The organism is Lancefieldella parvula DNF00906, from assembly GCF_000758945.1.
In the GTDB taxonomy this organism is placed as follows: Bacteria; Actinomycetota; Coriobacteriia; order Coriobacteriales; family Atopobiaceae; genus Lancefieldella; species Lancefieldella parvula_C.
In genome coordinates this window covers 41,686-55,842 of record NZ_JRND01000007.1, presented here as the reverse complement: position 1 = coordinate 55,842, position 14,157 = coordinate 41,686, and the positions used below count along the sequence as shown (strand labels likewise).

The window sequence follows — 14,157 nt, the reverse complement described above, 5'->3', positions numbered from 1 at the left end:
ATTTCTTCTAAGATACCGCAGATAGCTTAGAAGAGTTGGAGAAGGACAAAAATGCAATCAAATAATACTCTTGACGGCACAAACACCACGGCTGACGGCGCAGACATCTCCGCGCTTGATTCTCGCCCACAGAAGGCTGCCGCCAAATCTGACCTCAGAAGCCTTTCATCAGAGCAAATTCTTGAACTGGTGACCTCCCTTGGCCAGCCGAAATTCCGTGCAAAGCAGATTGAGGAGTGGATCTGGTCTAAGGGCGCTACCTCTTTTGATCAGATGAGTAATCTTCCAAAAACACTGCGAGAAGAACTATCTAAGCAGGTAACGCTTGCTGGTGCTGAACAAATTGTTCGCCAGGTCTCTGAAGACGGAAGCCGTAAATACCTGCTTCGCTACCCTGATGGTACTTCTGTCGAGTGCGTTGGCATGCCAACCGGCAATAAGCTTTCGGTCTGTGCTTCTACACAGGCTGGCTGCGCCATGAGCTGTGCTTTCTGTGCAACAGGCGCTGCTGGTCTCACGCGCTCTCTTTCTGCGAGCGAGATTTACGAACAGGTTATACACGTCCGCGACGATTTTGACGCGCGCGTTACCAGCGTTGTTCTTATGGGACAGGGCGAGCCCTTCATGAACTACGACGCTACTCTCGCAGCTATGAGACGTCTCAACTCCCCTGACGGAGCCGGCATTGGTGCACGCCATATTACGGTTTCCACCTGCGGTGTTATACCTATGATTAAGCGTTTTGCTTCTGAACCAGAGCAATTTACGCTTGCTGTTTCGCTTCACTCTGCAGTGCAAAAGACGCGAGACTCCCTCATGCCAGGAGTTCGTAAATACTCACTGATTCACCTGTACGACATTATGGGTGAGTATGTCGATAAGACCGGTCGACGTCCAACATATGAATATGCGCTGATTAAGGGCGTTAACGATTCTGACAATGAGCTTGGAGCTTTGAGAGACTTCTGTCGAGGAACGCTTTGCCACGTTAACATCATTCAGCTTAATGAGATTGAAGGTTCTAAGTTCCATCCAACATCTCCTGCCCGCGCGCAGGAGTTTGTAAACAGCCTTAACTCTGTTGGCGTTGAAGCAACCATCCGTCTTTCTCGTGGATCTGACATTGATGCTGCTTGTGGACAGCTCTTCCAAAAGAGAACTGCACGTTAAACGTGACATACCCTACATATTACAGGTAAAGAAGGGACCCTCTCGAGTCCCTTCTTCTTTAGTTCATATGTAGAACATTTGTTCTAATTAATTGCTTTTAACCATTCTTTTTCTACTCTCGCTTGATGAGAGAGAATGTTTTTTGAAGTTTTTCTATCAACACCACCTGAATAATCGTCGAGAATTGCATCAAGCGCCCTTCTCGACCTTCTCATTGCGTGGAGAAAACTTCTTTGCGCTTCTTTAGTCAACAAGGTATGCTTAGCGAGAAAAGCTATTCCAAGCAGTGAAACTGTAGATATAATTGCAAACTTTATCTTCATTATGCTTCTTTACCGTTTGACAGTTTTTCAACTAAAGCAGCAAGCTCATTCTCATCATTGAATTCGATTTCAATTTTATTCTTGCCGCGAACATTTCGCACTTTGACTGGAGTATCCAAAGCAATTCTTAACTGCCTTGCCGCACGCTTATATGCCTGTGGAGTTGGTTGTCTTTTTGGTTTCTCTACAGTAGTGACAGAAAATAGTGGAGCAAGGTTTTCTGTCTGGCGGACAGACAAGTTCTCTTCAATCACTTTCTGAGCAAGTTTAATTCTTCCTTCTTTGCCACTAACGGAAAGAATTGCACGAGCATGTCCAGCACTAATACGTCCTTCTACCATCAAAGTCTGCACCTCAGTTGGAAGGTCAAGAAGGCGTAGGGTATTTGTGATTGCAGATCTTGATTTTGAGAGAACCTTGGCCAAATCGTCTTGAGTTAAGTTCTCCTGTTTAATTAACTGCTTATAACCTTGTGCTTCTTCGATTGGGCTTAAGTCAGATCTCTGCAAATTCTCAATAAGCGCAAGCTTGAATACTTCCTCGTCAGAAATTGCTTTGATTACTACAGGTACTTCCTCTAATTTTGCAAGTTTTGCAGCCTGGAAACGTCTCTCACCAGCAACAATTTCGTAGTGATCGCCCTTCTCGCGAACAAGAAGTGGCTGAAGAATACCATTTTGCTTAATAGAATCACTGAGTTCAGTGAGCTCAGCTTCGTCAAAATGCTTGCGAGGCTGGTCTTTATTCGGCTTAATCTTCTTCAAAGGCAGCGTGGTAGTTTCTTTTTTATTACCGACCTCTGCATCCACCTCACTAAAGAGCGAATTAAGGCCTTTACCAAGTCCTGATTTTTTAACCACGACGATTCACTTCCTTTGCAAGTTTGTTATATGCAAGTGCGCCCATACTTATTCGTGCATACATGGTTACTGGCAAACCATGACTTGGTGCCTCAGCAATTTTGACGTTTCTTGGAATAAGTGTCTTGAATACCTTGTTACCAAAGTAGTTAGATACTTCATTAACTACCTGCTTAGAAAGGGAAGTTCTGCTATCAAACATGGTCATTACTACACCAAAGATATCAAGATCCGGATTGAGCTGTTTTTGAACCATCTTCATTGATTCAACAATCTTAGTTACGCCCTCTAGTGCATAATATTCGCACTGAATTGGGATAAGAATGCTGTTTGCTGCGACTAAAGCATTAATTGTTAAAAGACCTAGTGATGGTGGGCAATCAATCAAAATGTAGTCAAAATAGTCTTTAACCTGGTCAATTGCCTGCTTTAATATGTTTTCTCTTGATTTCACGGAAACGAGTTCAATTTCTGCACCAGCAAGTTGAATGGTAGCAGGAGCAATAGTCACGTATTTCTGAACTGTTTGTTGTAATACGTCTTCAAGTGGCGTTTCGTTGAGGATTACATCATAGATATCTGCTTCTAGTTCCTCTTTATCAATTCCAAATCCACTTGTTGCATTACCTTGTGGGTCAAAATCGATAATTAGAACCTTCTTTTTTGTTTCTCCAAGTGCTGCTGCAAGATTTATTACGGTAGTTGATTTTCCAACTCCGCCTTTTTGATTAATTACAGCAAGTACTTTAGGATCTCTATCTTGAAATCCCCTCGAAAGGTCTTTGTAGCTCATTTATCCTCCGTTTGACCAAGTTTATTTAATAATACAGAATGTTTCACGTGAAACATTCCACAATTAGTCTCTTCTTGCAACAAACGGATTTGATTTAGCCATTCCTGTTTTTCTCGGTAGTTTAATTTTGCTTTTTGCAACTTTTTTATAAAGAAGAATTTCGCGATGACCAAGATCGTTTGGCAATTCAAATGTTTCACGTGAAACATTTTCATACCCAAAAATTTTGGCTGCCTGAGAGGCGTCCTGAAGCTCTATCTCATCAACGTTGGCCTTCATTACTATGAGGGTACCCTGTGGAGCTAAGAAAGGCTCTGCGTACTCCAAAAGAATATTTGTCTTTGCAACTGCTCTGAAAGTAACAAAATCAAACTTCTGCTTATAGTCGTTTGGAATTTCTTCAGCTCGAAGCTTTTCAGCTCTTATTCTCACACCAAGACCAATCTCATCAATCATTGACTGTACGGCACTGATCTTTTTTCCAATTGAATCAACAAGCAATGTTTTGTTATCGCTCATGATTGCAAGAGGCAGTCCAGGGAAGCCTCCACCGGTACCAATATCAATATAGTTTTGAGCCTCAGATATAAACTCATTACATACTTTGAGTGGTAATAAAGAATCAAGAATATGAAGAACCAGTGCATCATCAATTGAAGTGATTCTTGTGAGATTGAGGTTTTTATTAATCTCGATGAGCAATTCAATATGCTTGAGGAGTTGTCTTCTTTGGGTCTCAGTTGAATTGATTCCATAGGTAAGGAGAAGTTCCTTAAGTACATTCTCTTTTGAATCGTATAACGACTTCTCTGATTCAGACATTGCTTCTCCTGTGACAAAACTTCTTGTAACAAGAAGAATTGTCACAAAAAAAGAGGAAGGCGTAAACCTTCCTCATCAAATTAGTAAAGCTTGTTAAAAATTCTTAGCTGTTAATAGCTGTAACAACAACGCGACGGTATGGATCATCGCCCTCAGAGTGAGTTGTAACTTCAAGATTATCTCGAAGTGCAATGTGAATGATACGACGCTCATAGCCACTCATTGGAGCAAGAGAAACCTTACCAGTCTTCTTAGCACGAGCAGCAGCAGAGAGCGCCATCTCCTGAAGCTTATTACGGCGGCGGCTCTTGTAGCTTTCTACATCAACAGATACTGGATAGTGGAAGTGAAGCTTAGCGCTCATCAAAGACGAAAGAACCATCTGAAGAGCCTCAAGCGTATTACCGTGACGACCAATGAGAATTGCAAGATCGCCGCCGGTTACATCAAGAATAAGCTCTCCATCTTCACCATCATACTCATCAATTGCACAGCTGTTCTCGCCAAAGAAGGAGAGAAGCTCTCTTAGATAAAAGACAGCGGTATCAGCAATCTTATTCATCTCCGCATCAGTAAGCTGAATTCCAGCTTCAAAATGCTCTCGAATTGAAACAAACTCGTCTTGTGAATCAACGACAGGAGACTCATTAAGAGCGTTTGGCTCAGAAACGAAAGTCTCATCCTCCATGTCGTCCTCCAGTCAATATAAAAAGTTTAACTATTAATCTACCGTAAAAATTTTTTTTAAACAAAAGTTATTTTGTTTAAGCCCAGCTACTAAGCCTTTTTATGAGGGCGTGGCTTCTTCTCTTTTCTAACCACATCTACCTCGATTGGCTTATTAGCCATCTGAGCCTCGGCCTTAAGCTTCTCTTTTTCCATAATGCGCTTGGTAATAAGCTGCTGCTGAGCAAGCTGCCAAATACCAGAAGTTACGTAGTAGAGAAGAACAGCTGCTGGCACAGTCCAACCAAACCAGAGCATCATGAGGGTCATCATGCCACCCATCATGTACTGCTGGGTACGCTGCTCACCGGAGCTTGTACGAGCATTTACTGCCATGGAAAGGAAGGTAGTAAGGCCAAACAGAAGAACAAAAATCATGTAAGGGATAGCGGTAACAAAGCCATCAACAGCAAAAATGTCGGATGTTGAGCGCGCAATAGAAGGAAGAATGTTGTAGAAGCGGGAGTCTACTGGAACCATCTTTGCAACGGTAAAGAGTGCAATAAAGATAGGGGACTGTAAAAGCAGCGGTAGACAACCACCGAGTGGATTGAAATTAATCTCTGCGTAAAGCTTACGCATTTCTTCGTTCTGTCTTACTGGATCATCAGCATAGCGCTCCTGGATTTCTTTGAGCTTTGGCTGAACAACGCTCATACGAGCCATAGAGGCCGTCTGCTTGTTGGTCATTGGAACCAGGATAATACGAATAATGATGGTAAGCAGGATAACTGCCATACCCCAGTCTCCCGAGAATGATTGAAGTCCCGCTAAGACTGTGTATAGAAAGTTAACAATCCAATCCCACATATTTCCTCCGGTGCGTTCCTTTACGGAACGGGATCGTATCCTCCCTTATGAAAAGGGTGACAGCGAGCAATACGCTTAAGAGCAAGCCAACTTCCCTTTTTAACACCATACTTTTGTATGGCCTGAACTGCATATTCGGAGCAAGTGGGCCGATAAATACAGTGCGGCTTAAAAAGGGGAGAGATGTTTCTTTGATAGAAACGAATAGCACTTAGGAACAAGTTTGCGAGAAAAGAGCCTTGTCTTTTCTCGCTCATTTGACCCCTGTCTTTCTTAACAAAGCATCCAAAGAAACGCTTATATCAGCAGGATTAGTGCTGTGTGTATCTTTAGTCGCAAAGAGAATAATGCCGTATCCCTCAACAGGTAAACCGCTCTTTCGAGCTGCTTCGCGTAAAACGCGTTTACACCTGTTTCTAAATACGGCGTTACCTAGTCTTTTTGGAGCTACAAAGGCTACCTCGGAAGGATGTGCCTCAGTGGATGGTGCTACTCGTATACGAAGAACAGAACTTTGAGCCCTCTTCCCCGCAGAGAAGACCCTTTCAAACTCTGAACGAGATTTAATGGTCTTCACAGAAACATTCCTTAGACAGTGAGGCGCTTACGGCCCTTAAGGCGGCGACGAGCGAGAACGGCACGACCATTCTTAGTTGCCATACGTGCACGGAAACCGTGGGTAGTTGCGCGCTTGCGCTTATTTGGCTGGTAGGTACGCTTCATAGCTATTTCCTCCCGAACGGGTACAGTATCGATTAAAAAGCCTACAGATTGTACTCGCGTTTATGGGTACCTGTCAAATTTTCTACGCAAATACCTCAACTTTTTCTCTTTTTTATTCAAAAACCTAGCGAGAAAACCTTTCATTTTGAAAATTTCACTTGAGATAAGTGAAGAAATTTGTTGAAAGGAATATTTCTGCAAGCTGAAATATGTCCGTTAAATGCTACTATCATTCAGTACGTCTTTCACAAAGATATAAAGTTATCTACAGATGTTTAACACTTGTTGAAAACTTTCATTCATCGTGAAAGAAAACGAAAAGTTTTCTTCATTTGTTTAACAATTGTTGAAAAGGGGGTGTCATGGCAAGAGATTTCTTTCCTTTTGTTGAGGAAAACACAAACCAGAATGAAAAAGACGCTGGTTCTGATAATTCTCTCACCGTCCGTTATGCTGCACGTATTGCAGTGTATGACGATAAAGCCGCAGCACCTCGTGTTGTTCTCGTAGAACCAAAAGATGTTCGGTCTTATCTTGATGAAATTGCAGCTACCGTTAACCAGCTTGCTCACGAGCAGGGAGGAAAAATTCCTTTTATGGTTATGCGTGAGATTGTGGAAAATTTCATTCACGCTCGGTTTGTGGCACCTACAATTTCAATCATGGATAACGGAAATACCATTAGGTTTTCAGACCAAGGACCTGGTATTAAAGAAAAAAATCGAGCTCTTGAGTTTGGTACTTCTTCTGCAACAGAAGAGATGAAATCGTTTATTAGAGGCGTTGGTTTTGGTCTTCCTTACGCTCAACAATACATGGTTGAGAAGGGTGGAAGTCTTACCCTCGAAGACAATATCTCTGGCGGAACCATTGTTACCTTGTCAACACGCCGCTCTAAAGATGCGCACATTCAGACGCTTCCAACTCAAGAAGAAGCTGAAGAATTACCTGTAAATCAGTACCAACAAACAGTTTCACATGCTCCGCAAGCAGTTTCTCATGAGACAGCTGCACAGCTTCCTAATCTGGTACTTACATATCGAGCAAAACAAGTTCTTCAATATCTCTCTGAACATGAATGGGTTGGAGCAACAGAGCTCAATAGTACCTTTGGACTTTCTACACCAACCTGGTCAAGAGAGTTAAAATCCCTGGTAAACATAGGAATAATTGGAAAAGTTGGGCAAAAATATAAGCTCACTACTATTGGAGAAACCCTCCTTTCATAGAGTTTCTCAACATTATTCACTGAAAGTTATCAACATTCCTTTATACTAGGTGTCTTAATTTTCAACATTTTGATTGGACACGTATGGATGCATCAATTGATTCAGACGCAGTAGCTCTGTGGCAAGACGCAATCGACCTCTTGGTTGAAGAGAATCAGCCAGAGGCTTTTATCGCTATGTTGAGAACCTGCACTCCAATTAAAGTTGAAGATAACGCACTGTGTGCGGAAACATCAATGCGCTTGGCATATAACCGTATCCTTAAGAATCTACCGATTGTTGAGAGGTGTCTTTCGGCAGCAGCCTTTGAAGACATTATCTTGAGTCTTACGCTTACAAAGTCTTCTACTCCTGTTACCACTACTTCCACAATGACTCCTCAAGAGTTCAACGCTTGGAAGCAGAAAACCGCTCCTCTACAAGCAGTTGTTCCAGAACAAATCCAAGATTTTGAATCCCAGGAGCAATGCCTTGAGGAACTAAAACAGCAGACCCTAAAGCGCCGTAAGAGTAATCCTCTTTATGAAGAGACATCTTTCAATTCAAACCTCACGTTTGATCGCTTTGTTGTTGGTGACGAGAATGAGCTTGCTCATCAACATGCATTAAATGTTGCAAACGACGCAAAAGGTAAGGCAAACCCACTGTTTATTTACGGTGCAAGTGGTCTTGGAAAAACTCATCTTCTACGTGCGGTCCAAAACTACATCAACTCTGAAGATATCGAACGTGTTTGTGTTTACAAAGATGCAGATGCTTTTGTTGATGACTACGTAAATGCAGTTCGTAAAAATGCATCAGGAAACGCCGCAACAGAGCTTAATAATAACTACCAAAATATTGATGTTCTTATCATCGATGACGTCCAAAAACTTGCTGGTAAAGCAGGTACTATTAACTTCTTCTTCAATATTTTTAACTCTCTTATTGATAGAGGTAAGCAGATTATTCTTGCCGCAGATAGAACACCTGCTCAGCTTGGTATGGGATCTGACGGCTTTGATGATCGTATTACTTCTCGCATGAGTGGTGGCATTGTTATTGGTATTGAGTCTCCAAGCTACGAGATGAAACTTAATCTTATTCATGTCTTCTGCGACCGAGCTTTTAAAGAGAGAAATTCTTCTCTTACTGCAGACGATTTGCCAGAGGACATCCGTCGTTACATGGCTGACAAGGCTGGTCAAAGTATTAGAACGCTTGAGGGCTTCTGTAATCGCTGTGTAACTGGTCAGATTAAAGCAAAAGAATCTGGCACAAATATCAAACAAGAAGAAATCGATAAGATTGCAGACACGCTCTGGCGTCGCGTTTCAAAGACCGTAAATATCGAGAAGGTCCAAGAAGTCGTAGAAAATATTTATGGTATTAGTCATCGCGATATTGTTGGCAACAAGAGAAATAAAGAGATTGCAGAACCTCGTCACGTTGCAATTTATCTTGCTCACGACCTTTGCCAATACACGCTGGTAAATATTGGTAAGCATTTTGGTGGAAGAAAACACGCAACTATTTTGCACAGCATTGAGGTAATAGAAGAAAGAATCAAAGAAGACAAAAGTTTCTATGATCAAATTTCTCAACTCAAGAAGACTATTCTTGAACAAAGTTAGTGTTTAAAACCTGTTAGTAAGATGTTAATTGGTGAAGAGAAGTAGTGATTTGTTGTTGAGAGTTTAAGAGGGGGAGTTTTACTTTGTTTATGAATGTCAAAAATAAGCAAACAAATCTGACCTCTAGAAACATATTTCTACCTCTAGAAATGTAAAGCTTTCTTCTTTTCAACATAGCTTATTATTACTACGATATTTTTATTCTTATCTAAGAAATAATAGAAAGGGTCGTCATGAAATTTACCGTAAGTCAATCCGCTCTCCAGACGGCACTTGATATTGTTTCTAAAGGCATTGGTTCTAATACAACACTTCCTATTCTCTCTGGCATTTACCTCAAAGCATTTAATGGCATGCTTGAGCTACAATCCAGCGACTTAACTATTTCTATTAAGCATCAAATTGCAGCAAACGTAGAGGAAGAAGGAGAGACAGTTGTTTCTGGAAAGGTTATCCAGAACATTGTTAAAAATCTTCCTGATGCGGCAATTACTTTTGAAGGTGGAGAGCGCACACTTTCTGTAACATGTCAGCGTTCTTCTTTTAGACTTAATACTCTTTCTGCTCACGATTGGGCTCAATTCCCAGAGTTTGATCTTGAGAAAACCTGTGAGCTCCCAAGCCAGCTTCTATCAACTATGGTCGATAAGGTGTATCGAGTAACTTCTAAGGAAGCTTCTCGTCCTATTCTTCAGGGAATTTCTCTTACTGTTGAGGACAACACTATTTGTCTTGTTGCTACTGACTCATTCCGTCTTGCCGTTTGTGATTCCAACACAGATACTCCAGCAGGTGAGTCTTTTACTGCAATTATCTCTGGTGAAGTGTTCCATGACGTTCTTTCCATGCGTAGCATGACTGAGAAGGTTTTGATTGGTACTACAGATAACCAGGTAGTCTTCCAGTTTGGAAACACCACTCACATCTCTCGTAAGATTGAAGGTCATTTCCCTGACTATAAGCAGCTGCTTCCTACGTCTTGCACCGCGTCAGTTGATATCAACGTTGAAGATTTCTCTTCAGCCCTGAAGCGCGTCTCTGTTATTGCACTAGCAAATCCTTCAGTTCGTTTTGATGTTGACGCCGATGGTAAAGAAGTTAAGCTCTCTGCATCCTCACCAGATCAGGGTGAGTCTTCCGAGCATATTGAAGCTCAGATCGAGGGAGATTCTCTTTCAATTGCTTTGAATTATCACTATGTCTTTGATTGTGTAAATGCTGCTCCTTCTAAGGATCTTCTGCGCCTTGAGCTACAAGGTCCTTCTCAGCCAGCTATTTTCAAATCAAACGGCAAGGTTAACTACTTGTATCTTCTGATGCCTGTTCGCCTCTAATTTGATAGGGGTTGTGTGGGACTTAAAGTTGAACATGTTTCGCTGTATAACTTTCGTTGTTTTTCTTCGAAAGAGATAGATTTATCTGCACAAACTACTATTTTTGTAGGAAAGAACGCTGCAGGTAAGACAAATACTGTTGAAGCACTACAACTCCTTACTGCTGGGTATTCATTCAGAAAACCCACACCATCACAGCTCCTTCTTACAGGTACTTCTGAGGCAAAGATAGAGATTTCTCTTACAGGAGATGGAAGAAAGCTAGAAAATACCTGCACCATTACAGAACGCCGTCGTCAATTTTCAAAGAATGGCAAGAAATGTCAGGCTGCAGATATTTCTGGAACACTGATGTCGGTACTTTTTAATCCCGATGACCTTTCAATGATTAAAGGTGGCGCATCGTATCGCCGAGAAGAATTTGATGACTTTGGCCGCCAGGCAAATAAAAGCTACTTCAAGGTCTTCTCGGCGTATACCAAGACAGTTGAGCAAAGAAATAAGCTGCTTAAATCTGATTGGCCAGATGAAAACTTGCTTGATGCTTGGGATCTTTCTCTTGCAAGAGGAGGGGCTACGCTTCTTCATGCACGAATTCATTTGTTTGATCGCCTGGCAAAGAAGACATGTGAGATCTACCAGGAACTCTCTGGTGGAGAACACCTAGAAATGAACTATATTTCTTCAATTGGAGAGGTTTCTCTTGATGCTTCTAGAGAAGAAATTACTGATCAATTCTTGCAGGTATTACATGAATCTCGCACGGATGATATTCGTCGTCAGCAAAGTATAAAAGGACCTCATCGAGATGACGCTGAGTTTTTAATTGAGGGTAAAGACGCTAGAAATTTTGGTTCTCAAGGTCAAATTAGAACTGTCGTTTTAGCACTTAAGATGGCAGAAGTTCTCCTTTCAGAAGAAATACTTGGCGAGAAACCCTTGCTGCTTTTAGATGATGTTATGAGTGAGCTTGATGAAGACCGCAGAAAAGCAATCATGGAATTTGCATTCCATGACATTCAAACGGTAATTACCACTACAAACCTTGGGTATTTCTCTGAAGAGGTTTTAGAAAAAGCGCAGATAGTTAGGTTTAGCGATGAATAATCAACAAGAAACACCTGCGCGCGGTGGCAATAAAAATGCAAAAGATTTAATGAGTTCTCTGCTTGGAACCTTCAGAGATTCTAAGAGTATGTCAAAAAACCGTCGCGCCTATCTAGCATGGATTGAGGCAAACGGTGAGAGAGAAGTAGAACACACAACCGGCGTATTTGTTAGAGAAGTTGCTGGTAGAGAGTTCCCTGTACTTACAGTCTATGTAGATAATCGTATGTGTATGATTGATTTTCTTGCACAAAGAGAAATTTATAGAGCCAGGCTCTCAGAGCAAGGCCTGGAGTTCTCAGACCTTGAATTTAAGCTGGATAAATACAACAGACATGCTGGTAAAGAAGATGACTCATCAGAAAATCAAGCACAGGGCCAAAAAGAAGAGAAAAAAGAACTTCCAGAACTCACACTAGAAGAGAAATTACAAATTTCTGAGTTGGTTTCTGGACTTTCTGAGCCACTTAAGTCAACGGCTTATAAAGCGATTGAAGCAAGTTTTAGACAAAAAAAGAGTCTTTAGTCAAATCTGTCACTAATCTGTCCTTAAATCTCTTTACAGAGCCTCTCAGATACCAAATATTACTGTTTAAACAATGAAATTTCTCTGTGCCGAGTTGATTTTGGCGATTTCATAGTAAAATACCTATATCATTCCGCTCACAATTGAAGAGAGGACTTACGTGGCAAAAGAAAATAAGTATGACGGTACAGAGATTAAGATCCTTGAAGGCCTTGAGGCTGTTCGTAAGCGTCCAGGTATGTATATTGGTACAACTTCAGCTTCTGGTCTGCATCACCTTGTTTGGGAGATTGTAGATAACTCAGTCGATGAGGCAATGGCTGGTTATTGCTCCAAAATTAAGGTAACCGTTCATCCAGATAACTCTATTTCTGTTGAAGATAATGGTCGTGGTATTCCTGTAGACCTTCATCCCCAGAAAAAGATCCCAACTCTTGAGGTTGTTCTTACTATCCTTCACGCGGGTGGTAAGTTTGATAACAACGCTTATAAAGTCTCCGGTGGTCTTCACGGCGTTGGCGTTTCTGTTGTAAACGCTCTTTCAAAGAAACTTGTTGCACAGGTTAAGCGTGATGGCAAAATCTACGAGATGGTTTTTGAGCGCGGCAAAACCGTTCAGAAGATGAAGGAAATTGGTACTTCAAAATCTAACGGTACTACCATTACTTTCTGGCCAGACGACATGATCTTTGAGACCACTACGTATAACTTTGACACACTTCGTGATCGTCTCCAGGAAACTGCATTCCTTAACAAGAACCTTAAAATTACTCTTGTTGATGAGCGTGAGCTCACTCCTCGTCAGGTTGATTTCCAGTATGCTGGCGGCATCATCGATTTTGTTAAGTATCTTAATGACGAGAAGACCGTTTTACCAGGACTTTCTCGCCCTATCTATATTGAAGGTAAGTCAGACCCTGACGCTCCAATGTCTCAGATGGGTGAGGTAGAGGTTGCTATTCAGTGGAATACTGACTTCAGTGACAGAACTCTTTCTTTTGCAAACGACATTTTCACTGAGGAAGGCGGAATGCACCTCGAGGGCTTCCGTACTGCTCTTACTAAAGTAGTAAATGATTACGGCACCAGGCAGGGAATTCTTAAAGAGAAAGACCCTAAGCTTGAGGGCGGCGATATTCGTGAGGGTTTAACTGCTGTTATTTCAGTTAAGCTGCCAGATCCTCAGTTTGAAGGACAGACAAAGGCAAAGCTTGGTAGTTCTTACATGAGAACTCTCACCAACAAGATTGTTACTCAGGGCCTCTCAGAGTACCTGGAAGAGCATCCAAATCAGGCAAAAGAGATTCTCAAGAAAGCATCTCAGGCTGCAAAAGGCCGTCTTGCTGCTCGTAAAGCTCGTGAAGCAACACGCCGTAAGGGACTTCTTGAGTCAGCTGCTCTTCCTGGAAAGCTTGCAGACTGCTCTGTTCGCGATGCAGAGATGACTGAGCTCTTCATTGTCGAGGGTGACTCCGCAGGTGGTTCTGCAAAGATGGCACGTGACCGTTCTATCCAGGCAGTTCTTCCACTTCGCGGAAAGATTTTGAACGTTGAGCGCGTACAGGCTCACCGCGCACTTTCTTCTGACACTATTACTTCGTTGATTACCGCTATTGGTACTGGTGTTGGAGATGAATTTAATATTGAGAAGGCTCGTTATCACAAGATTGTCATCATGACCGATGCTGATGTTGACGGCTCTCACATTAGAATTCTTCTACTTACCTTCTTCTATCGTTATATGAAGCCAATGATTGACGCAGGTTATATCTACGTTGCTCAGCCTCCTCTGTATCAGATTAAGCCAAAGGGTAAAAAGAACGGTAAATACATCTATACCGATGAAGAACTTGCTCTTGAGACGAAGAAGTTTGAGGACAACACCAAGTACACCATTCAGCGCTACAAGGGTCTTGGTGAGATGGACCCAGAGCAGCTTTGGGCAACCACTATGGAGCCAAAGAACCGCATTCTTCTTAAGGTAACCATCGATGATGCTCTTGCCGCTGATCGCGCGGTCTCTGACCTTATGGGCAACCAGGTTGAGAAGCGTAAAGACTTCATCCAAACACATGCAAAAGACGTCCGCTTCCTGGATATTTAATGGTTTCTCGCTAAATC

The 14,157-nt window shown here is 42.0% G+C and carries 16 protein-coding genes; 7 read left to right on the top strand and 9 right to left on the bottom strand.

Annotation, left to right across the window (positions count from 1 at the left end; genetic code table 11):
- Positions 1-51: 51 nt before the first annotated feature.
- Positions 52-1,170 carry a dual-specificity RNA methyltransferase RlmN gene (gene rlmN, locus HMPREF1647_RS01335; RefSeq protein ID WP_262363771.1) on the top strand — a complete coding sequence of 373 codons (1,119 nt, stop codon included), beginning with the start codon at positions 52-54 and terminating at the stop codon, positions 1,168-1,170.
- Between the two features lie 83 nt (positions 1,171-1,253).
- Here rlmN and HMPREF1647_RS01330 read toward each other — a convergent pair whose 3' ends face one another.
- The 9 genes from HMPREF1647_RS01330 to rpmH all read right to left on the bottom strand — a co-directional run bounded on the left by HMPREF1647_RS01330 (position 1,254) and on the right by rpmH (position 6,227).
- Positions 1,254-1,493 carry a hypothetical protein gene (locus tag HMPREF1647_RS01330; RefSeq protein ID WP_035431400.1) on the bottom strand — a complete coding sequence of 80 codons (240 nt, stop codon included), beginning with the start codon at positions 1,491-1,493 and terminating at the stop codon, positions 1,254-1,256.
- Positions 1,493-2,353, bottom strand: a complete 861-nt coding sequence (locus HMPREF1647_RS01325) for a ParB/RepB/Spo0J family partition protein (RefSeq protein ID WP_035431398.1) — start codon at positions 2,351-2,353, stop codon at positions 1,493-1,495. The genes HMPREF1647_RS01330 and HMPREF1647_RS01325 overlap by 1 nt, the downstream gene beginning before the upstream one ends.
- The gene (locus HMPREF1647_RS01320; protein WP_035431397.1) at positions 2,346-3,146 is read right to left on the bottom strand and encodes a ParA family protein; all 801 of its coding nucleotides are present in this window, start codon (positions 3,144-3,146) and stop codon (positions 2,346-2,348) included. The genes HMPREF1647_RS01325 and HMPREF1647_RS01320 overlap by 8 nt, the downstream gene beginning before the upstream one ends.
- Positions 3,147-3,209: 63 nt before the next feature.
- Positions 3,210-3,968 (bottom strand): 16S rRNA (guanine(527)-N(7))-methyltransferase RsmG, encoded by a 759-nt coding sequence (gene rsmG, locus HMPREF1647_RS01315; RefSeq protein WP_035431395.1) that lies wholly within the window; start codon positions 3,966-3,968, stop codon positions 3,210-3,212.
- Positions 3,969-4,071: 103 nt separating this feature from the next.
- Entirely contained in the window at positions 4,072-4,656 is a 585-nt protein-coding gene (locus HMPREF1647_RS01310) for a Jag family protein (RefSeq protein WP_035427134.1), read from the bottom strand.
- A gap of 89 nt (positions 4,657-4,745) precedes the next feature.
- Entirely contained in the window at positions 4,746-5,504 is a 759-nt protein-coding gene (locus HMPREF1647_RS01305; protein WP_035431393.1) for a YidC/Oxa1 family membrane protein insertase, read from the bottom strand.
- A gap of 20 nt (positions 5,505-5,524) precedes the next feature.
- Positions 5,525-5,761 carry a membrane protein insertion efficiency factor YidD gene (gene yidD, locus HMPREF1647_RS06905; protein WP_081933297.1) on the bottom strand — a complete coding sequence of 79 codons (237 nt, stop codon included), beginning with the start codon at positions 5,759-5,761 and terminating at the stop codon, positions 5,525-5,527.
- Positions 5,758-6,081 (bottom strand): ribonuclease P protein component, encoded by a 324-nt coding sequence (rnpA, locus tag HMPREF1647_RS01300; RefSeq protein ID WP_035431391.1) that lies wholly within the window; start codon positions 6,079-6,081, stop codon positions 5,758-5,760. The genes yidD and rnpA overlap by 4 nt, the downstream gene beginning before the upstream one ends.
- 11 nt (positions 6,082-6,092) lie before the next feature.
- Positions 6,093-6,227, bottom strand: coding sequence for a 50S ribosomal protein L34 (rpmH, locus tag HMPREF1647_RS01295; protein WP_003148884.1), 135 nt, complete (start codon positions 6,225-6,227; stop codon positions 6,093-6,095).
- 362 nt (positions 6,228-6,589) lie between these two features.
- Here rpmH and HMPREF1647_RS01290 point away from each other — a divergent pair, with 362 nt between their 5' ends.
- The 6 genes from HMPREF1647_RS01290 (at position 6,590) to gyrB (ending at position 14,140) form a co-directional block, all read left to right on the top strand.
- Positions 6,590-7,456, top strand: a complete 867-nt coding sequence (locus HMPREF1647_RS01290; protein WP_035431389.1) for an ATP-binding protein — start codon at positions 6,590-6,592, stop codon at positions 7,454-7,456.
- Between the two features lie 83 nt (positions 7,457-7,539).
- Positions 7,540-9,069, top strand: coding sequence for a chromosomal replication initiator protein DnaA (gene dnaA, locus HMPREF1647_RS01285; protein ID WP_035431387.1), 1,530 nt, complete (start codon positions 7,540-7,542; stop codon positions 9,067-9,069).
- 233 nt (positions 9,070-9,302) lie between these two features.
- Positions 9,303-10,403: a DNA polymerase III subunit beta gene (gene dnaN, locus HMPREF1647_RS01280; protein WP_035431385.1), complete on the top strand. Its 1,101-nt coding sequence runs from the start codon at positions 9,303-9,305 to the stop codon at positions 10,401-10,403.
- Positions 10,404-10,418: 15 nt separating this feature from the next.
- Positions 10,419-11,510: a DNA replication/repair protein RecF gene (gene recF, locus HMPREF1647_RS01275; protein ID WP_035431383.1), complete on the top strand. Its 1,092-nt coding sequence runs from the start codon at positions 10,419-10,421 to the stop codon at positions 11,508-11,510.
- Positions 11,503-12,036, top strand: a complete 534-nt coding sequence (locus HMPREF1647_RS01270; RefSeq protein WP_052039083.1) for a hypothetical protein — start codon at positions 11,503-11,505, stop codon at positions 12,034-12,036. The genes recF and HMPREF1647_RS01270 overlap by 8 nt, the downstream gene beginning before the upstream one ends.
- A gap of 160 nt (positions 12,037-12,196) precedes the next feature.
- Positions 12,197-14,140: a DNA topoisomerase (ATP-hydrolyzing) subunit B gene (gene gyrB, locus HMPREF1647_RS01265; RefSeq protein ID WP_035431381.1), complete on the top strand. Its 1,944-nt coding sequence runs from the start codon at positions 12,197-12,199 to the stop codon at positions 14,138-14,140.
- The last annotated feature ends 17 nt before the right edge of the window (positions 14,141-14,157 follow it).